Annotated in this window: 16 protein-coding genes and 3 pseudogenes; 11 read left to right on the top strand and 8 right to left on the bottom strand. The window is 63.3% G+C overall.

The genetic code is table 11. The features are described 5' to 3' along the window. Positions 1 to 2 precede the first annotated feature (2 nt). The 3 genes from HZB49_RS20800 (at position 3) to HZB49_RS20790 (ending at position 4,176) form a co-directional block, all read left to right on the top strand. Complete coding sequence (locus HZB49_RS20800) at positions 3 to 1,118, top strand: hypothetical protein (protein ID WP_291614798.1); 1,116 nt, start codon at positions 3 to 5, stop codon at positions 1,116 to 1,118. Positions 1,119 to 1,236: 118 nt separating this feature from the next. Further along, positions 1,237 to 3,165 carry a hypothetical protein gene (locus tag HZB49_RS20795; RefSeq protein WP_291614796.1) on the top strand — a complete coding sequence of 643 codons (1,929 nt, stop codon included), beginning with the start codon at positions 1,237 to 1,239 and terminating at the stop codon, positions 3,163 to 3,165. 15 nt (positions 3,166 to 3,180) lie between these two features. Beyond that, on the top strand, positions 3,181 to 4,176 hold the full coding sequence (locus HZB49_RS20790; RefSeq protein ID WP_291614794.1) for a PfkB family carbohydrate kinase: 996 nt from the start codon (positions 3,181 to 3,183) through the stop codon (positions 4,174 to 4,176). A gap of 4 nt (positions 4,177 to 4,180) precedes the next feature. Here the strand turns inward: HZB49_RS20790 and HZB49_RS20785 are convergent, their stop codons facing one another. After that, positions 4,181 to 4,684 (bottom strand): NADAR family protein, encoded by a 504-nt coding sequence (locus HZB49_RS20785; protein ID WP_291614793.1) that lies wholly within the window; start codon positions 4,682 to 4,684, stop codon positions 4,181 to 4,183. Between the two features lie 113 nt (positions 4,685 to 4,797). Between HZB49_RS20785 and HZB49_RS20780 the strand changes: the two genes are divergently transcribed. Further along, positions 4,798 to 5,115 carry a hypothetical protein gene (locus HZB49_RS20780; protein WP_291614792.1) on the top strand — a complete coding sequence of 106 codons (318 nt, stop codon included), beginning with the start codon at positions 4,798 to 4,800 and terminating at the stop codon, positions 5,113 to 5,115. Between the two features lie 492 nt (positions 5,116 to 5,607). After that, positions 5,608 to 5,927 (top strand): annotated as a pseudogene (locus tag HZB49_RS20775) (TrbI/VirB10 family protein); the annotation flags it as partial. A 52-nt stretch (positions 5,928 to 5,979) separates the two neighbouring features. On the opposite strand, the gene HZB49_RS20770 reads toward HZB49_RS20775, so the two are convergent. After that, a complete protein-coding gene (locus HZB49_RS20770; protein WP_291614791.1) occupies positions 5,980 to 6,750 on the bottom strand; it encodes a GntR family transcriptional regulator in 771 nt (256 codons plus the stop codon). Positions 6,751 to 6,898: 148 nt separating this feature from the next. Here HZB49_RS20770 and HZB49_RS20765 point away from each other — a divergent pair, with 148 nt between their 5' ends. The 5 genes from HZB49_RS20765 to HZB49_RS20745 all read left to right on the top strand — a co-directional run bounded on the left by HZB49_RS20765 (position 6,899) and on the right by HZB49_RS20745 (position 12,488). Continuing rightward, positions 6,899 to 7,804 carry a VOC family protein gene (locus HZB49_RS20765; protein WP_291614790.1) on the top strand — a complete coding sequence of 302 codons (906 nt, stop codon included), beginning with the start codon at positions 6,899 to 6,901 and terminating at the stop codon, positions 7,802 to 7,804. A gap of 92 nt (positions 7,805 to 7,896) precedes the next feature. Then, positions 7,897 to 8,784: an alpha/beta fold hydrolase gene (locus HZB49_RS20760; protein ID WP_291614789.1), complete on the top strand. Its 888-nt coding sequence runs from the start codon at positions 7,897 to 7,899 to the stop codon at positions 8,782 to 8,784. Continuing rightward, positions 8,781 to 9,830 carry an Ldh family oxidoreductase gene (locus HZB49_RS20755; RefSeq protein WP_291614788.1) on the top strand — a complete coding sequence of 350 codons (1,050 nt, stop codon included), beginning with the start codon at positions 8,781 to 8,783 and terminating at the stop codon, positions 9,828 to 9,830. Before HZB49_RS20760 ends, HZB49_RS20755 begins: the two co-directional genes overlap by 4 nt. A gap of 45 nt (positions 9,831 to 9,875) precedes the next feature. Continuing rightward, complete coding sequence (locus tag HZB49_RS20750) at positions 9,876 to 10,841, top strand: tripartite tricarboxylate transporter substrate-binding protein (protein ID WP_291614787.1); 966 nt, start codon at positions 9,876 to 9,878, stop codon at positions 10,839 to 10,841. Positions 10,842 to 11,012: 171 nt separating this feature from the next. Continuing rightward, positions 11,013 to 12,488: an amidohydrolase family protein gene (locus HZB49_RS20745; RefSeq protein WP_291614786.1), complete on the top strand. Its 1,476-nt coding sequence runs from the start codon at positions 11,013 to 11,015 to the stop codon at positions 12,486 to 12,488. A gap of 88 nt (positions 12,489 to 12,576) precedes the next feature. On the opposite strand, the pseudogene HZB49_RS20740 reads toward HZB49_RS20745, so the two are convergent. Then, a pseudogene (locus HZB49_RS20740) lies at positions 12,577 to 13,491 on the bottom strand (LysR substrate-binding domain-containing protein). A gap of 20 nt (positions 13,492 to 13,511) precedes the next feature. On the opposite strand from HZB49_RS20740, the pseudogene HZB49_RS20735 reads away from it, so the two are divergent. Further along, positions 13,512 to 14,410, top strand: a pseudogene (locus tag HZB49_RS20735) (MBL fold metallo-hydrolase). A gap of 28 nt (positions 14,411 to 14,438) precedes the next feature. On the opposite strand, the gene HZB49_RS20730 reads toward HZB49_RS20735, so the two are convergent. From HZB49_RS20730 to HZB49_RS20710, 5 genes are read right to left on the bottom strand one after another with little or no spacing between them, the layout of a single operon-like run. Beyond that, complete coding sequence (locus HZB49_RS20730; RefSeq protein WP_291614785.1) at positions 14,439 to 16,268, bottom strand: SDR family NAD(P)-dependent oxidoreductase; 1,830 nt, start codon at positions 16,266 to 16,268, stop codon at positions 14,439 to 14,441. Beyond that, on the bottom strand, positions 16,247 to 17,008 hold the full coding sequence (locus HZB49_RS20725) for an ABC transporter permease (RefSeq protein WP_291614784.1): 762 nt from the start codon (positions 17,006 to 17,008) through the stop codon (positions 16,247 to 16,249). Before HZB49_RS20725 ends, HZB49_RS20730 begins: the two co-directional genes overlap by 22 nt. Beyond that, the gene (locus HZB49_RS20720) at positions 17,005 to 17,784 is read right to left on the bottom strand and encodes an ABC transporter permease subunit (RefSeq protein ID WP_291614783.1); all 780 of its coding nucleotides are present in this window, start codon (positions 17,782 to 17,784) and stop codon (positions 17,005 to 17,007) included. Before HZB49_RS20720 ends, HZB49_RS20725 begins: the two co-directional genes overlap by 4 nt. Continuing rightward, positions 17,765 to 18,559: an ABC transporter ATP-binding protein gene (locus HZB49_RS20715; protein ID WP_291614782.1), complete on the bottom strand. Its 795-nt coding sequence runs from the start codon at positions 18,557 to 18,559 to the stop codon at positions 17,765 to 17,767. Before HZB49_RS20715 ends, HZB49_RS20720 begins: the two co-directional genes overlap by 20 nt. Further along, on the bottom strand, positions 18,556 to 19,500 hold the full coding sequence (locus HZB49_RS20710) for an ABC transporter substrate-binding protein (RefSeq protein ID WP_291614781.1): 945 nt from the start codon (positions 19,498 to 19,500) through the stop codon (positions 18,556 to 18,558). The genes HZB49_RS20715 and HZB49_RS20710 overlap by 4 nt, the downstream gene beginning before the upstream one ends. Positions 19,501 to 19,686 lie beyond the last annotated feature (186 nt).

Raw genomic sequence — 19,686 nt, 5'->3', positions numbered from 1 at the left:
TCATGCGCCGCCACTGGGAGAACTGCATCACTCACTTCGACAAGGACGTCTCCGGCTTCATCGACGACTACTTTTCTCAGACGTCCCGTCGCTGCGTTCTCGTGGCGGGAGCGGGCTTCGACCCACGAGCCAAAAGCATCGCCCACCGGCTTGCCGCCACCATGGGAGACCGCGTACACGGTCTCTTCATTCGAGAGGATCGCGGCGACCCGGCGGTCAACCTCCAGCAGCTCGCCGACGAGAACGAAGCGAGCCTCAAGTGCATCATTGCCGACTGCAAGGTTTCCCTCGTGCAGATCTTCTCGGCGGATGACGGAGCACCCATCGGAGGCCATGGCGCGCGCTCCGTTCTCGAGAAATACGATTGGCCCGCCGAGGTAACCGATATCGTCCTCGACATGAGCGCGCTGTCCACGGGCGTCGGCTTTCCTCTGGCAAGGATGCTGCTCGAATACGCCGAAGCAAAGGCAGGTCTGAGCCTGCACGTGATGGTCGTATCGAATCCCGAGCTTGACGATCGGATCGTCGGAGAACCTTCGATGCAGGTCCAAGCGGTTCGTGGATACTCGGGCCCCTCCGGAGGTTACGAATCGCTTCCGGTGGCTAGAATCTGGCTGCCTCAGCTCGGACGCGGCCGTGTCGAGACATTGCGAAGAATCCGGACGACGCTGGACGACGTGTACAAGGTATGCCCCGTCGTCCCCTTCCCGGCGCGCAACCCACGACGCGCCGACGAGCTCCTGGCCGAGTATCAGGCGCCGTTGCTGAACGAATGGCAGGTCGATGCGCGCGATCTCATCTACGTGTCGGAACGCAACCCGCTCGACTGCTACCGCACGATCTCGATCCTGAAATCGCGATATGACGAGACGGTGAAGGACGTATTCTTTCCGCAAATCATCCTGTCACCGTTCGGCAGTAAAGTGATCGCCGTCGGTGCGATGATGGCTGCGATCGAACACAATCTTTCGGTACAATACGTCGAGACACTGCGGTACGAATTCGAGCCCGTAGCGCTGAATGAATCCGAGGCGCCTCCGGACATGGCGGTTCACGTTTGGCTCCACGGTCCCATCTACGGCAGCTACGATCTGGAATCGGAGGCAGTGGCCGGGTAGCTCGGAAAGCAGCCAACGGTCCCGCGCCGGACCGAGGTCTCCAGAATGACGTTGCGGATATGGAGAGGTTCGGCATCTCGTACCGGATCATCTCACGGCTGAAGGACGCGATAGACCAATGACCACTGTCTTCTCCGTCAAGGTGAACGGACTTCTGAATACCGTCTCTGAGGCATGCGGAGGCGAACTTGGCCTCCTTGTCGAGGCGCTCGAACGCGCTGCCGACTACCCCGTCGCGGCGGTCGGAAGCGGAGGCTCCGCCGTTTCCGCCGAGTTCTTGTCGTCCTGCAGGACGTGGCTGCAGCACTCCGCCACGGCGGTGACAACGCCGATGGCGTTCGCCCTCGACCCGGTGTTGCCGAAATGGGGCGTATGGCTTTTCACCGCGGGGGGCGAGAACGCGGACATCCGCGCGGCGTTTCAGACCGCCGTCAACGAGCATGCCCGCCGCATCGACGTGGTGACCGCACGCGGGAAAAACTTGTTCGCCGGCGTGGGTGCCGAAATTGCCAGACTACACATGGTGCCGGTAGCCGATGAGAAGGATGGGTTTCTGGCGACGCACTCGCTCACTTCGACGTTAACGTCGCTGCTGCTAGCGAGCGATCAGGTCGCGGGACATCGCGGGACGGAGAGATGCGATAAGGTTCGGGCGAGGTCTGAGAACATCCTGTCCGCGGCGAATCGAACTCGTGATATCGAGGCGATTGCAGGCGCTTGGAACGTCGAGCGCGACACGCTGATCATCCTGCACGATCCCGCGCTGACCGCTGCGGCCGTCATGATCGAGACCAGCTGCTGGGAGGCGGGTCTTTGCAAGCTGCAGCGCACCGATTTCCGCAACTTCGCCCATGGTCGGCACGTCTGGCTCGACCGATATGCCGACAGGACCGTTTTGCTGGCACTCACCTGCGATCGCAGTCTTCCGTTCTGGGAGACCATCCGATCATGCATTCCGTCGATGATCCGCAGCGTGCATTTCGCCTTCGGCGCACCCGGGCGACACACCCTTTTCGACGCCGTTCTGAAATCGTTCGGCATCGTCGAAGGCATCGGCGCGGTGACAGGCATCGATCCGGGCAAACCCGGAGTCGCAGACTTCGGTCGTTTGATTTACGACAGCCGGGATCTCCTCGTCGCCGTCGAATCCGAAGATGCAGCCACGCGCCGTAAACGGAGATCTGAGCAGAGAGCCGATGAACCGGACAGAGCGGGGCGGGCTTGGAGCTCCCGGCGCGACGAGTTCATCGAGCGCCTCGAAGCCGCCCAGTTCGGCGCGCTTATCCTGGACTACGACGGGACGATGGTCGCTACGAACAGGCGAGGCAAGCCGCCCACCGAGCCAATCATGGAGGGCTTGCGAAGACTTCTGGAGGGCGGCGTCGCGATCGCGCTTGCGACAGGCAGAGGTGGATCGGTCGGTGAGGAATTGCGGAGCTGCCTTTCGCCGGAGCACTGCGAACGGGTGCTGGTCGGCTACTACAACGGTGCGCACATCGTCCCGCTGTCCGTCGATATCCGAACTACACCCCTGGAGCCGGACCCCGCTATCCTGGATGCCTTCGGTCGCATTCAAGCCGAAGCCACGATGTTCCGGAACGGCTGGCTCCCGAAGGTAAGCCCATTTCAGATCACGATTAGCCTCGACGAGCTCGTGTTGGCGGCGGACGGTGTTGGGAAACTCCGAGAGATCGTCGATGCCTGTTCGGGGCTGAGGATGGTCCGGTCCGGGCACTCGATCGACATCTGTCCGGAATGGGCCGCTAAGCCGCGTGTCTTCGAGGCGGTTCGAGGCAAGATGGTCGACGACAAGCTTCAAATGCTGGCCGTCGGCGACAGCGGTGATAGGCACGGCAACGACTACGAGCTGCTCGGAGGCGAATTCGGGCTCAGCGTCGATCAGGTCTGCGAGCGCGAGATTTCCTGTTGGAATCTGCTGCCCAGTCACGTTTCCGGGCCTGAAGGCCTGTTAAGGATACTTGGCGGCATGCGCCTAGCGGGTGCTGGACGAGCGCAATTGGACGTTTCCATGTTGCGGCGCCCTTGATAGAATGTTCACGGTATGGTCCAATCAGATTCCAGACATGCGAGGCTCCCCGCGGTACGACCCGCGGTCGCGGGCACTGGTCTGACTGCCGTCGACAGGATCTACGCCGACGCCCATACAAGTCCGAAGGAGGCTCTCGGCGGCTCTTGCGGCAACGTTCTGCTGTCGCTTGCCATGCTCGGTCACCCGGTCTTTCCCGTCGTCAATCTCGGTGACGACGACCACGGTCGTTTCCTGTTCGGCGAGTTCGAGAGGGCAGGGTGCGAGACCCGATACGTCTCGATCGCGGATACCGGAAGCTCTCCTGTCATCGTGCAGATCCTCGATACGGCGAGTGCAACCCACCGATTCACTTCGACGTGTCCTCAGACGTTCGTCCGCTTTCCCAAGTGGCGCTCGATCGATCACGAACACGTCTACAAGGCTGCCGAAACATTGAAGTCGGTTTCTGTTTTCTACGCCGATCGGGTGTCGGAATCGATCATCCTGGCGATGGAGGAGGCAAAGCGAGCCGGGGCTCTCGTCTTCTTCGAGCCCGCCAGCGCCGACGATCCATTATTCGCGCGGGCCATGCGCTGCGCTACCGTGGTCAAGCTGTCCGACGAAACTGCGGGGAAACATATCGCCGACGACGGCCTCGACCCCGAAACGATCGTGATCCGAACGCACGGTGGCTGCGGACTGACGGTATCGAACGGCAAAGGCCGACGGCATTTCCCGGCTAGCCTCGCTCCGCAAGTGGTGGACACATGCGGTTCGGGCGACATGGTGACGACAGGGTTGCTCGACCTTGTCTTGAAGCGTTGGCGTTGCGAGGGATACTGGAAATTCGAGGATATATTCGACGGAGTCGCCGTCGGTCAGCGCCTGGCAGCGCTGAATTGCGCGTTTACCGGTGCTCGAGGGCTCTTCCAAGCGGCCGGTGCTGGTCACGTCCGCGAGATGCTCGATAGGGGCGTCGACGAAGTGTGCAGCGCGTTCGTCACGTCGCTCGAAAGCCGAAGTCGCTGAAATTTTATTCGGCAGCCTGCATCGCGACCTTACGCCGTCGCTTGGTGCCGCTCCTCTGGACCAGATGCTGACGGACCTCCATCAGCATGATTCCCAGCATGTTCTTGCCGCCTTTGCCGGGCACCTCTCCCCACAGCCTATTCACTGCGCTGTCCACGGTCGCAGTCTCGATCAGCACGGCATCCTTGGTCTCGAGGAGAATGGCCGCTAGGTCAGCGTGCTGAGTGAACTTCGCCATGAGCACGCCCCTCATGCGGTCGAACTTCACCTTCGACCAGTCGGGAACGATGTCCCACTGGTAGAGACCGTGCGCCGCCATCGCGAGTAACGCCGGCGAAGGTGCTGCCATGAGCCACTCCCGCACTTCTTCCTTGCGGGCTTTCCCGGCCTGGTAGGCATGTTCGGACGTTGGAAAGATGCGTCCCTCGAACGTGATCGCACGCCTGTAAAGGTTGCTGAACACACCATACGGCTTTTCGCTCGCACGATAGAACCGGATTTCCTTCATGGCCGACCTCTTGTGTGAACATCGAATTTCTGCATTATTGCATAATTATGGCGCGCAGAAAAGGCAAAAATCGAGGGTCTGCAGGACGGCCGGTTAGCCCCGAGGAGGGGGCCTTGGAGGCGGTCGCACTCGTGCAAAGCTTCAAAAGATCGAGAAAACTAAGCGATACAGCATTAGGAGATCTGGTGGACGTGAATCAATCGAGCGTCCACCGCGCGCTGAGCCGTAAACCGCCCCGACTCACACCAACACTGCAAAAATTATGCGGTTATGCAAAAAAGGTAACGCGGATCGATGCCGGGCGCCAGGCCGAAAGTGCCAAGCAGCAGCTCGCTACTGCGGTCGAAGGTGTCTGGGACGGTTCCCCTGAAGGGCTGAACAAGCTTCTGGTGCTGCTTAGGGACCTGCGGACGCTAGTTTCGCGAAGCTGAGCAGCAGGCGAGGAGCTCAGCCGAAGGAAGCTGCCGGACCTCGCTGGACTTTTTTGAGTGAGAGCTCGTTTCTTCGGGCCGCCCAATATTTGATTAGGGCCTTCATGACGCGGCTCGTTCCGCTGACCCTGAGTCCACCGGAGATCACATCTGCGCGACGGTTGCATCCTCGGGAATTGACGTGCGCAGCCGCGGCGATTGAAGAGGGCCACCTTTGCCTAGCTACGAGGAGGCTTATGCCGGATCCGCCCATCGCCGATCTGCACGTTCCGCTCGCAGGTCCTCAACCGTCGAGAAACTGTTCCGACCACAGAAGTGCAAGCCGCTGCTCAATTTCCAATTGCGAAAATGCCGCCGAATCTACGATCGCGTGGAGAGGTCGTAGTCAGATCGAAGCCAGAGAAGTAGGTTGAGGACTGCGGAAACATCAGCGGGCGCAACGATGCAGGGGCATTTCTGGTGCGGTGACCAACCGGTCGTGAAATGAAAACTGGCCGATCGATTATCCTTGAGCGTCAGCCGGGTGTCGACACCGCCGGCTATGCAGGTCTCGAGGATGGGGTCGACAATCACTGGGCTGCCCTGTTCAAGGCAGCGCTTCTGTCAACGGCAGCGAACTGGGGGCCGGCCCGGCAACAATAGTGACATCATCCGGGGCTTCGCCCGGGGAGCAAGCGACAGCCTGAACCAGACTGGCCAGAAAGTCGTTCAACGCAATCTCAACATTCAGCCAACGTTGACAATCCAGCCGGGTTTTCCGGTGCGGGTCATCGTCAAACCGTGACCTGGCGTTGGAGCCTTACAAGGGATAGGGAGATCGCAAAAGAGCGGCCGCAAGGAGCAGGGAGGGGTTGGACCCGCGCGCTAGGCCAGCGTTCCGAGGATCGACTCGGAGGTCTCGCGGACGTGCCGCTCCAGCAGGGCGGTGGCCTTTTGCACGTCGCGCCCCACCGTCGCCTCCATGATCGCGCGATGTTCGGTGCCCTTCCGGGTCGGGCTCTTCTCCCGGTTCATCTTGGACAGAAACCGGTAGCGCTCGAGCTGATAGAACATCAGCGAGCGCAGCCGCAGCAACCAGCGATCGGCGCAGGCCGCAACCAGCGCCTCATGGAACCGGCGATGACGGTCGACCCAATCTCCGTGGCGCCGCATCCGCTCGGCCCAGGACAGGTCCTCGATAATGCTGAGGCTATGGAAGGACGCGACGATCCGCGTTTCCCATTCGTCGTCGCCCGCGGCGATCGACTGCGCCAGCGCGCGCTTCTCGAAGGCGATGTAATGTTCGGTGACCTCGGCAAGGTCGCGCCGCGACACCGGCGCCACGCGAAATCCCTTGCCGGCCTCCAGCGTCACGAAGCCTTCTGACACCAGCTGCGAGAGCGCCTCGCGCAGGGTGCCGATGCCGAGACCGTAGCGCTCCGTCAGGTCTGAAAACTTGAGCTTAGTCTCAGGCGCAAAGGTGTGCTTGACGATGTCGGCGCGCAGCCGCGCCAGCAGATCCTGTCCGCTCGACAGCCACGCATCCTCGTCGCGCGGCTCGGCATTTCTCGGCGTTTTCTTCAACTGGAAATTCAGGGATCCGCTCCCACGGTCGGGAATGCGCTCGCGCGTATGCAGAGTTTCCGATTCGCGCATTCAATTGAACCGGAATTCCCACAAAGTCCAGACGGATCGTCTGGCCTGGTCATTATCGAATATTCTAAAAGTTTCGAAAGATATTGCAACCGTTGAAAATTGATGGTAGCACCTTGCCCAACAAGCAAGAGAACGCTGGGAGGGCCACTTGACCTATCTCGTGAATTCGCTCGGGCATGTTCAGGTCGATGTCACCGACGCGGATGCCGTGACGCGCGAGGCGACCGGCATCCTCGGCCTGCACGTGACGCGCAACGACGCGCGCCAAACCTGGCTCGCCTCCAACGGGCGCAGCGCGGAACTCGTGCTGCATCGCGCCGCGGCCAATGCCGTGCGCTCCGTCGGCTTCGAGGCGCTGTCGGCCAGGGCGGTGGAGGAGGCGGTCGGCCGCGTGGCGCAGGCCGGATGCAAGGTGCTGTCGGAGAAGCCTTCGCTCGATTGCTGCGCGGCCGGCGTGGTGTTCGCGACGCCGCAGGGCCACACCTTCGAGGTGCACACGCCGATCCCGGACCGCATCTACGACCGCCGCCATTTCGGCGCCGGCATCAATCCGCTACGGATGGACCACGTCAACATCACCTCGCCGGAACCGGCCGAAACGCAGCGCCATGTCGAGCAGATCATGGGGTTGCGGTTGTCGGAGAAGCTGGTGGATGACGGCCTGATCTGGATGCGCGGCGCCAACCGGCAGCATCACATCATGGGCATCGTGCGCGGTGCCACGGGCCTTCACCACTATTCCTTCGAGCTGGAGAATTTCGGCGAATATTGCCGGCTCGGCGATCTGCTCGACCAGTACGACAAGCAGCTGGCCTGGGGCCCCGGGCGGCACCGGCCCGGCGACAATGTCTATGCCTATTATGTCGATGCCGCCGGCGTCATGGTCGAGTGCTCGAGCGGCATGGCGCTGATCGCCGACGACGACAATTACCAGCCCAACATCATCACCCAGCTGAAGCGGCCGGAGAACGTGCGCGCCCTCAACGTCTGGGGCACGCCGGCGCCGCCGCCCTGGCTGGCGCATCACTTTCCCTACGCGCCGGTCAAGGGCTGACCGCGCCGGGAAGCGCGGAACCCGGGACCATGGCGTGCATGGCGCCGGTGCCGGGCCGATGAGGCCGGCGCATCGACATCAACGGAGCTGATATGCAGGAAAAACTGTCGTTCACCTCGGACGGATTGAAGTTGTCCGGCGTGCTGCACGTGCCCGAGGGACGGCGTCCCGGCGAGCGGCTGCCGTGCTTCATCGTGCTGCACGGTTTCGTCGGCACCAAGGATGAGTCGCATGCCGAGCTGCAGGCGCGCATGCTCGAGGAATTCGGCTACTGCGCCTTCCGCATCGATTTCCGCGGCTGCGGCGAGAGCGAGGGCGCGCGCGGCCAGGTGCGCTGCTTCGACCAGGTCGCCGACACCAAGAACGCGCTGAGCTTCATCGCCGGGCGCGAGGAGATCGATCCCGCGCGGATCGGCGTGATCGGCCACAGCTTTGGCGCGGCGGTTGCGGTCTACACCGCTGGGCTCGACGAACGCCTCGCCTGCGTGATCTCGTCCTGCGGCTGGGGCGACGGCGAGCGCAAATTCCGCGGCCAGCATCCGACGCCGGAAGCGTGGGCCAAATTCACCGGCATCCTAGAGCAAGGACGCAGGCACAAGGCGGCGACCGGCGAAAGCATGTGGGTGTCGCGCTTCGACGTCGTTCCGATTCCGGAAAGCTTGCGGAAAAACTTGTCGCCGAAGGCGCTGATGGAAGTGCCGGTCGAGACCGCCATCAGCATGTACAATTTCCGCGCCGAGGACGTGGTCGCCAACATCGCCCCGCGCCCGCTGCTCTTGTTCCACACCGCCAATGACGTCATCACGCCGACCGAGCAATCGATCCGGCTCTACGAAAAGGCTGGCCAGCCGGCGGAACTGATGATCGTCAACGGCACCTCGCATTTCCCGCTGTCGGAGAAGGACGCGCCGCGCACCCGCGTGCTGATCCGCTCCTGGCTCGACCGGTTCTTCCCGACTCCCCTGAGGGGACGCGGATGACGAGCCCGCCGGCCGATATCCTGTTCCGCCCGGATGACCTGCAGCGCTATGCCGCGGCGTTGCTCGTGGGCGGCGGGTTCGGCCGCAAGCAGGCGGAGCAGACTGCCGAGGTTCTGGTCTGGGCCAACGCGCGCGGCGTGGATTCGCACGGCGTGCTGCGCATTCCCCGCTATGTCGAGATGGTGGAAGCCGGGACGATCAAGCCGGACGCTGAACCAGCCGTGGTGGAGCGCAAGGGCGCGATCTCCGTGCTGGAAGCCGCGCGCGCACCGGGCGCTACCGCGATGGTCGCCGCGATGCAGGAAGCCGTCGAGCAGGCGGGGAAGTTCGGCGTCGGCTGGTGCTCCGCGCGCAACATCACCCATGCCGGCTCAATCGGCTATTACGCGCTGCTGGCCGCTGCAAAAGGTTTCGTCGGCATCGTGATGACCGCCTCCGGCCCGTTGATGGCCTATCAGGGGTCGCGCGGCTCGGCGGTCTCCACCAATCCGCTGGCGATTGCCGTGCCGTCGGCTGGCCAGCCGATCGTGCTCGACATGTCCACCGCCAATGTGGCGCTCGGCAAGGTGATGGCGGCAAAGGACGCGGGAAAATCCATTCCGCCGGATTGGGCCGTCGACGAAGCGGGACAGCCGACCACCGATCCGAGGCAAGTCGCGACGCTGACGCCGCTCGGCGGTCCCAAAGGCTCGGGTCTATCGCTGATGATCGAGATTTTGGCGAGCGTCCTCGTCAACAACCCGGTGATCGCGCCCGCGCTTTCCGGCAAGGGTACCGGCCGGATGAACGGCCTTGCGATCGCCGTGCAGATCGATGCGTTCGGTTCATCCAATCGCTTCGCGCAGGACGTCGCGCATCTCGCGCAAACGCTGAAGGCCGTACCGCTGGCGGCAGGGACGTCATCGATCCTGATGCCGGGCGAGCGCGGCTTTGCCGAGGCGGCCTCGCGCCGCGCCGCCGGCATTCCGCTGCCGTCCAGCACAGTCGCGCGGCTGGCGAAATTGGCCGACAGGTTCGGCGTCGGCCCGCCGTCACCTGTGAAATAAAGGTCGAAACGACCGCAGAAAAGAAGTGCCAAGGGAGGAATGTCGATGAGGTTTGCCGCAGGCCTGCTGTTTGTTTCCGCGCTGACGCTGGTCCCGGGCATCGCTGCCGCCCAGGACACCTATCCCTCGCGGCCGGTCTCGCTGGTGCACGGATTTGCCGCGGGCGGCAACGCCGACGTGATCTCGCGGATCATGGCCGACCAGTTGTCGAAGGATCTCGGCCAGCCCGTCGTCGTCGAAGCCAAACCCGGCGCCGGCGGCAACATTGCGTCCGCCTTCGTCGCCAAGGCGCCGGCCGACGGCTACACCATGCAGCTACTGGTCGGCGGGCACACCGTCTCCGCCGCGCTCTACAAGAAGCTGCAGTTCGACCCCGTGAAGGACTACACCTTTATTTCGACGGTCGCAAAATTTCCGTTCTTCATCGCGGTGAAGGCCGGCGCCTACCCGTCGCTGCAGGCCCTGATCGCCAAGGCGAAGGAGAAGCCGGGCGGCCTCAACTTCGGCAGCGCCGGCGTCGGCACCACCCAGCATCTGACGGGCGAATTGCTGGCGCAGCGCACCGGCACCCGCTTCACCCACATTCCCTACCAGGGCGGCCCCGCGACCGTCACTGCGGTGCTTCGCGGCGACGTCGACTTCATCATCGACACCGGCACCGTCATCAAGAGCCAGGCGGCTGCCGGCGTGCTCGATATTCTCGCCGTGTCCTCGAAAGAGCGCTGGGTTCTGACGCCGAACGTTCCGACGGTCGCCGAGACCGTCGCGCCCGGCTTCGACATCATCTCCTGGACCGGTATCGCCGTCCCGGCAGGCACGCCTGCGCCCGTCGTCGACAAGCTCGGCACCGAAGTCAGGCGTGCGCTTACCGTTACCCAGGTTCAGGAACGGCTGCGCACGCTCGATTCCGAATCCGCACCGTCCAGCAGTGCCGAGCTGGGCGAATTGATCACGCGGCAGATCGACACCTGGACGCGCGTGGTAGAGCAGGCTGGGCTGGAGAAGCGGTAAAGCAGTAACTTGCCAGCGGCGGCGAGGTGCGCGGTAGTTCGCCGGAGGGGATGAAGAAGCTGATCGAAATGGAGATCGTTAAGTGGACGGAGTGGTCGAGCGAGCAAAGTTGCCGCGGAACTAAGCGCCAGAACCCAATCTCGTAGATTAAAAAGTGTCAGGGAGAATGTCATGAACCGCCGTTCGTTTATCAAGGCTCTTCTCGCGTCCTCTACCGCCTCAAGCTTCGCTGGAGTCCGTCGAAGCTCCGGTGCTGAATTCATTCTCGATCCCCGCAATGCTCCGAAAAGTGGCAGGGTGCTCATCAAGGGCGGCTCTATCGTTACGATGAATTCATCGTTACCCGACTTTGCGGGCGACCTATTGATCGAGGATGGAAAGATCGCGGCCATCGATCGCCAGATCGATTCCGGAAATGCGCAAATCATCGATGCGAGCCGTCTGATTGTTGTGCCCGGTTTTACTGAAACCCATCGTCACACTTGGCAGTCCTGCCTGAGGCACCTCGGCGCGAACTGGAGCGCAGCACAGTACTTCGCGAACAACTTTTTCAAGTTCGGCGTGGTTATGCGTCCGGAAGATGTCTATGCCGCCAATCTGATCGGCCGACTGGCTGCTCTGGACGACGGCATCACCACCCTGGTCGACTGGTCGCACATCATGAACACCCCTGCTCATGCCGACGCAGCGGTCCAGGGCCTGCGTGACGTTCCGGCGCGATCGGTGTTCGCGATGGGATGGCCGCAGGCGCCAGATCCCTCAAAGTGGATTGTCAAGAGCACTCAGGACATTTCGGACGATATCAGGCGAGTGCGCAAGCAGCATTTCAGCGCAGACGGTGGCCTTGTCACGATGGCAATGGCGGGCAGGGGGCCTGATTTCGCTGTCATCCCTCAAGTCGCGCGCGATCTGTCGATCGCGCGTGAGCTCGGCATACCCACGACTATACACGTAGGTTTCGCGAGTCCCGGTGGTATCAAGGCCATGAAGGAGGCGGGACTCCTTGGTCCCGACATCACTCACGTCCACGTCAAGGACAGTACGGATGAGGAATTGCAGTTCATCCGCGACTCCGGCGGTACCGTCTCAATTTCGCCGCTCGACGAGATGCTGCGGGTGCGCTGGCGCCGAGGATTGCCGCCAGTCGTGCGAACTCTGGAGCGTGGGCTCGTCACCAGCCTCAGTTGCGATAGTGAATCGACGTCTTCTGGCGACATGTTCTCGATCATGAAGAACACGCTTGCGGTTGGGCGTTTCCAGGCGAGCAATCCGGGAGACGATCGGTCCGAGCCGGCGAATTGGAACGCGGCAAGCGTCATATCTACGCGGCAGATCTTCGAGATGGCCACGATCCAGGGCGCGAAAACGGCAGGCATCGAGAAGGTGACCGGATCCTTCGCCGTCGGAAAGAGCGCCGACCTCCTACTTCTCCAATCCGACAACCTTGCCTACCATCCGCTGCAGAATCCAGTGGATGCGATCGTTGGCGCGGCTGACGCGGGTTGCATCGAGGCGATCTTTGTCGCCGGCAAGCCCGTTAAGTTTGGCGGGAAGTTGATCGACGATGCTCTCGTCGCGAAGGCCCGCCGTCTCGCTACGGAGTCGCGGGACTATTTGTTTCAGAAGGTTGGATTCGTGCGCGGCTAGTGAGCTCACAACCCAACATGCACAATCAACTGGCACTTGCCCCGACGACCACAACGTCATCTTCTCCGGCTCGCGGCCAAGGAAAGGTTCATTCTGGAAATGTGCTCGCCAGCATCTTTCCTTTCTGCACCAGCAGTGCAACGAAGGCCGTGACCTTTGGTGGACGGAAACGGGCGGCGGGATAGACAGCGTGAATGCCCCCTGATGGCAAAGCCCAAAGCGGCAAGAGATGGACGAGCCGGCCGGCCTTCAAATGCGCGGCTACCAAGAAATCGGGCAGCACTGACAGGCCTCCGCCAGCGAGCGTCGCCGCGAGCACCGCAGGCGTCGTGTCGATGGCGATGGTTTGCCGCAGTTGGACCGTGCGGTTTTTCGAACCGTTTCGGGTGAAGCGTCAGACCAGCGGGTCGCTGAGTGCCGTGTTGGCGATGAACGGCGAGGCCGCAAGCTCCGCGGGTTCGTCCACACTCATCGCCGAGGCAAGGTCCGGCGAGGCCACCAATAGCTGTCGGAACGAGCCGATGCGCCTCGCCTGCTGGCTTGAATCGTTCAGCCAGCCGACGCGGAGCGACAGGTCGATCTGGTTGGCGACGAGATCGATCCGCGCATCCGACAAGATCAGATCGATGCTGCAGGCCGGGTATTTTCGCACAAATGCCGCCGCTGTCGGCGCAATTGCAGAGGCGCCATAGTCGTTCGGAGCTGCGATCCTCAGCACGCCCATCGGCTCGGCGTTGGTTTGGGCAAGTTCGCCGACGGCATTCTCTGCCTCGCGGAGAATCATCACGCAAGGGGCGTGCAGCAGCCGGCCGGCTTCGGTCGGCTCCACTCGCCTGGTCGTCCGCAACAGCAGCAAAGCTGTTCGCAGTTCCGCTTCCAGCCGTGCGACCTGCTGGCTGACGACGGTCTTCGTGATCCCCAGCCTTTCGGCAGCGCGCGTGAATGAACCGGTGTCCACCACGGCCGCGAAATAAGCTAGGCGATTGAGGTTGATCGTTTCCATTCCGCCCATACTGCAAGTCAATAACAGACAATCTGTACTTTTATAGGCGATTTATTGCCGCCGGCGCCGCTGCCGCCTTTGCGCCGGCCGATGTCGGGCACGCCGCCGAGGCCAAGCTTGCTTGGCAGCATTTCCCCGCCGGCCCCAAAGGATTTTTCCGTGCTCCCGTGCCGCTCACGGGCAGCAACGAGGCCATCCTGATCGACGGAGGCTTTTCCTATCCTGATGGCCGCACGCTGGCGGAAGCGATCAAGGCGACGGGAAAGAAGCTGACGACGATCTATGTCAGCCAGTCCGATCCCGATTATTATTTCAGCCTCAAGCCGGTGCGCGAAGCTTTCCCGACCGCCAATGTGCTGGCGGCTTCCGCGACGCTTGCGGCCATCAAGGGCAATGTCGAGAAGAAGCTCGCGGTCTAGGGCCCGCAACTGAAGGAGAACGGCCCGCAGACTCTGGCCGATATCGTGCTGCCGGAAGTGTTCGACGGCGCCTCCCTCACGGTCGATGGCGAGACGGTTGAAATCGTCGCCGCCGAGGGCCTCGCCAACCGCCGCTATCTCTTCATTCCCTCGCTCAATGCGGTGGCCGGCGGCGTGATGATCTTTTCCGGCGTTCATGTCTGGACCGCCGACACGCCGACCAGGGAGCAGCGCGCGGCATGGGTTGCCAATCTCGACAAATCGCCGCCCGCAAGCCGGCGGTCGTCGTGCCCGGCCATATGGCGCCCGGTGTTGCCGCCGATCTCACTGCTGTCGAGCATACCAAGAAGTATCTGCTCGCCTTCGAAGAAGAGCTTGCCAAGGCGGCCGACGCCGCGGCGTTGAAGGCCGCCATGGAAGCCCGCTTCCCGAACCTCGGCATGGGCGTCGCGCTCGATATCGGCTCGAAGGTTGCCAAGGGAGAAATGAAGTGGGGTTGAGGGAGCGCAAACCCGCAACCGGCCGGCATCAAATGAGTTCGATGTCGGCCGGATAACCCGCTTCGTTGAGCTTCTCGAAAAAGGCTCCGGTCAGGATGTGCCGGGGCTCCGGAAGTCCGCCCGGCGTTCCCCAGGCGCAGCCGGTGCTCCGGCAGGCTTTCATGTCGTAGACGAACACCGCGGCGAGATCGATCAGGATCTCCCGCCAGGTGACGACATAGACGTCGTCGCGAATTTTCCAATAGCTGGCCTCGTCCGTCCCGCAGTCGCCTTTGCGCACGCCCTTCAAGCACTGATACGAGTACCAGTGCGTATTCAGGTAGATGTGCTCATAGACCGTGTCCGTGCTGTACCGATAGATCGCCCGCGTGCCGATGAGGTCGCGCGTCGGCGCAGGGGCCGCGGATTGCGGCGGCGTCCGCGAACTGCGAAGCCGGCCCCGCGTGAAGCGCTGGGCCACGCGGGTTTTTCTTTCGAACGGCCGTTGGTCCTCGGCGAGGTGCGAGGCGATGAACAGCGCATGATCCGAGCTTTGGTCGAGCACGACGGCCATCGTCTCGCGGCCCTGCGCCGGAAGCATCGCGACGATGAGAAGCACGTCGGGCGCGGCCTCGACCACATCCACCGGACATGTGCCGCTTTTGTCCAGCGCAAGGCCAGGCAGACCACCCCAGTGCAGTGCGCCGTTTGACGCGAACGCGAGCGTAGCCTCCTCATTGGTCTCTAGCGCCACTTGCAATGTCCGTCCCTGCAGCCGGTCCGTGCTGGCCTGCCGGTTCGCTGACAGGCCGCTGGCGACCGCGGATGAGGAGGGTGGATTCGCAGAGGAAGGGCTCACCTTTGCCTCTCTTGCAAAACTCTCTCCGACTAACCGCTCCGATAACGCCCAGACCGCCTCGGCATGCGCTGCATCGAGGGCCCATGGCATCACCCCGTTCGGCAGGCGGGGATCCGGGTTCACCTCGGAGAAGCCGCAGTCTTCGAGAAAACGGCCGCCCTGGCCGTCGAGCTCGGGATGAACGAGCGCCCACACGATAGTCGCGACGCCCGCGGCCAGGCTCTTGCGCGGCAGGTTGGCAACCTCCGGCTGGCGGATGCGCAGCGGCGCGAAATCCTCCTGGGTGAGGTGATGGTGCAAATTGGTGTCGGTGATGATTCCGGGCGCCACCGTGAATGCCCGTACGCCTTGATCGCGATGGCGGCCGTCGAAGGCCAGCGCGAACAGCGCATTGGCCGATTTCGACTGGCCATAGGCGTCCCAGCGATCGTAAGGCTTGTGACGGAAGTTCGGATCGTTGAGATCAACGTCATGTAGCCGGTGCGCGCCGGAGGTCATCACCACCAGCCGCGACGGCGCACGCGCTTTGAGCAGCGGCGCCAGCCGGTTGACCAGCAGGAAATGCCCGAGGTGGTTGGCGCCGAACTGCATCTCAAAACCGTCGGCGGTGAGGGCGTGCTCGATCGCCATCACGCCGGCATTGGCGAGGATTCCGTCCAGTCCGCTGCAGGACGCTGCAACGCCGTCCGCAAAGGCGCGGACGCTGGCGAGCGAAGCGAGATCGACCAGGCGGACGTCGAGCTCGGCGGCCGCAACGGACTGCTTGATCGCGGCCGCGGCCGCCTCACCGTTCTCGCGGGAGCGCACGGCCATGATGATCCGCGCGCCGCGGGAGGCGAGCATTCGCGCGGTCTCCTGTCCGAGCCCGGATGATGCGCCGGTCACGAGATAGGTCTTGCCGGAAAGATCGATGCCGGCGAGCACTTCATCCGCAGTCGTCTGACGATCAAAGCCGGTGATGCGATTCATCGAAGCGATTCCTTTGCGTGTGTTCAAACTCAGGCATGAGCCGTGCGCCACGGCGTCAGCGCGCGCTCGATGATCCCGAGCAGCGCGTTGTTGATAGCGCCGACGACGCCGAGCAGGATGATACCGGCATAGAGATCGGTGCTGCGGAAGGAGCGTGCCGCCATCATGATGGTGGCGCCAAGACCCTGCTGCGCCGTGATCATCTCGCCGACCACGGTGATGATCAGGCAGGCGGTGAGCGACAGCCGCATCCCCGCGATCACATCGGGCAGCGCGTTGGGCAGCCCGAATTTGATTGCAAACGAAAATGGTCCAATCCCGAGATTCCTGGCCACCTCGCGCAGGCGTGGATCGATGGCGCTGAAGCCGTGGATCGTCGGCAGCAGAACCGGCCAGACCGCGCCGAAGGCGATGATGCCGAGCAGCATGCTCGGATGCAGCCCGAACAGTGCGATGCCGACCGGCAGCAGCGTCGACGCCGGCAGCGGGCGAAGCAGTTCGAGCGTCGGAGTCAGCCAGTAGCGCGCCCGCGGCGACAGCCCGATCAGCGCGCCGAGCAGGATGCCGCCGAGCGAAGCCAGCATCCAGCCGTAGATCATCCGCTCCATGGTCGACAACGTGAGGCCGAGCAGGTCGCCCCGGATCAGGCCGCGCCAGAGATTGGCGAAGGTCGACGACGGCGATGGCAGGAAGACCGGCGCGACGAGCCCGCTCGCCGTCACCGCCTGCCATAGCAGCAAGATCGACAGCGTGACGAGGACCGAGCCTGCGCGCAGCGGCCAGTTGCTCATGCTGCGACCTCGCCATGGGCCGCGCCGAACAGGCGGCGATGCAGCGCGATCAGTCCGGCATTGAGCAGCCAGCCTAGGACGGCGAGCCAGACCAGGAATGCGTACATCGCCTCGGGGCGCAGGCTGAGCCCGGCCGAGATGATCGCGTAGCCGAGGCCGATCGGGTTCGCGGTGATTTCCGTCGTCACCGCAACGATGAGGGCGATGCCGAGCGTCAGCCGCAGCGCAGTGAAGATTCGCGGCAGCGCCGCCGGAATGGCGATCGTGGCGATTTGCCTGGCCCGCGACAGCCCGAGCATCCGGGCCACTTCAATCAGCCGCGGTTCGACGCTGCGGACGGCATCGCGCGTCAACAGCAGCATCGGCCAGAAACACGCGAAGGCGACGATGGCCGCTTCCATCCGGATGCCGAGGCCGTAGATCAGCAGCGTCAGCGGGATGATGGCAACCGGCGGGATAGGACGAAACAGCTCGATCGAAAGCGAAGCGAGCTGCGCCGCCTTCGGCGAGAGGCCGAGCCATACGCCGAGCAGGAGACCGACGGTGCCGCCGACGGGGACGCCGACGGCGATGGCGCCGATCGTCTCGGCGGTGCGAAGGAATATCTCGCCGTCGGCGATCAATCCCGCGAGGGCGATCGCGACCTGGCTGGGCAGCGCAAGGCCGTCGCTCTCGATGCCGCTGCCGCGCATGGCGATCTCGACCGCGACGAGCAGCGACAGCGGCACCAGCCAGGCCGGCAAGGTGTTCAGCAGGTCAATGAGTCTTCTGGACATGATCGAACAGAACATGGCGAAGCCGGAGGAATTCCGGATGCTCGCGCGTTCGCAATTGATCGCGCGGGCGTTGCAAGTCGACGTCGATCACCTCTGCGAGGCGCCCCGGGTTGCCCTGAAGCGCAAACACGCGATCGCCCAGGTAAATGGCTTCATCGAGATCGTGGGTAACGAAGAGGGCGGTCGCCCCGCTCTCGCTGATGAGCTTCGCGATCTCGTCCTGCAGGGCTTGCCGGGTGAGGGCATCGAGCGCGCCGAACGGCTCGTCCATCAGCAGGACGCGCGGTCCCTGTGCCAGGCACCGCGCGATCTGCACGCGCTGCTGCATGCCGCCGGACAGTTGCGCGGGATATTTGTCGCCGTGACCGGTGAGGCCGACCTTGTCGAGCAAGCCGGCCACGCGCTCGACCCGTTCGCCACGCGGCGTATTCATCGCCTCCAGCGCAAGAGCGACGTTGCCGGACGCGGTGCGCCAGGGCAGCAGCGCGCGCCCATAGTCCTGAAACACGATGGCCACGTCGCGCGACGGACCGTCGACCGGCGCGCCGAAGCGACGAACCTGCCCCAGCGTCGGCGACAGCAGACCGGTCACCAGCCGCAGCAAGGTGGTCTTGCCGCAGCCGGACGGGCCGACTACGCAGGCGAACTCGCCGGGTGCGATGGTGAGTGAAAGGCCATCGATGATGCATTTTCCGCCGAGATCGAGCCGGACGCCGTCGAACGCGATGGCGGGGCCGGCGCACGCCGCGACGGCGGGCGCAAGTGGGGCGTTCATTTCAGGAACAGCACGTCCGTCGGCTTGGAGTTTCGCAGCATGTCCTGCTTTTCCATCATGTCGACCCAGAGCTGGACCTGCTGAGGAGTCACCTTGGTATCCAGCTTGTTGATGGTCAGTGTCTTCAAGACGTCCGGAGGCATCTTCACGTATTTGCCGAAGATCTCGAGTGTTGCCGGCAGGTCGCCTTCCTGAAAGGCAGTCGCCTTGTCGAGCGCGAGCCTGAAGCTCTTTGCGGCCTCGCGATTGGCCTCGGCCCACGCCTTACTGCTGGCATAGACGAAGGGTGGCAGCCGGTCCGGCAGGTCGGCGGCGATGTAGAAGACCTTTCCGCCGATCCCGGGCGCGGCGGCGCGCTGCAAGAACGGATTGGTCGAAAGCACGGCGTCTACCGTGCGTGCCTTCAGGAGATCGGCGAGTTGCGGAAAGGTGCTTTCGACGAAGGTGATTTTCTGCCAGTCGACGCCTTTCCGGCGAAACCACTCGCGCGCCATGATGTGGAAGAAGCCTCCCAGACCGGGCGTGCCGATCTTCTTGCCGATGAAATCCTCGGGCTTTTCGATGCCGGAACCGGCGCCGGCGACGACGCCGTAATTGGTGTCGCCGGCCGAGGCGATCGCGCCTCCCGAGACGATCGTGAGATTGAGGCCACTGTCGGTGACCTGGATCAGCGACGTCGTGCTCAGCGCCGCGATCTGCAGCGAGTCGGATTGCAGGGCTGCCGGCATCGATTGTCCGCCCGGGATGATCTTGATGGTGGCGTCGATGCCGTGATCCCTGAAATAGCCCTTCTCCACCGCGATCATCGGCAGCACGAATTCGGGCACCGGCGGCACGCCGATGGTGACCTTGGTTTGCGCGGCGGCAATTCCGTTCAGCAGGAGCAGAAGGGCAAGGCCTGTCACCGCGGTCCTGGCAATATTCGTCGTAGCGTTTCGCATTCCCTGCATCCGCTTGTTCGGCTTGTGGCGGGCAGGATAACAGCGCGCGCGGAACGGCCTACCTCCCCAAGATTGGGGAGGGGCGGCGGCTGTGCGAGGCTCGCGAGCAGGAGTGGGTGCGACGTCCAGAGGGTCTTCCGGCGAAGTGGGTGCCGGTTCGCGTGAAGAAAATGCGTCAGAACAAGA

It is taken from the genome of Bradyrhizobium sp. (genome assembly GCF_016219575.1).
Lineage (GTDB): Bacteria > Pseudomonadota > Alphaproteobacteria > Rhizobiales > Xanthobacteraceae > Bradyrhizobium.
The sequence above is the reverse complement of the archived record's forward strand: the minus strand, read 5'-3'. Positions and strand labels throughout refer to the sequence as shown.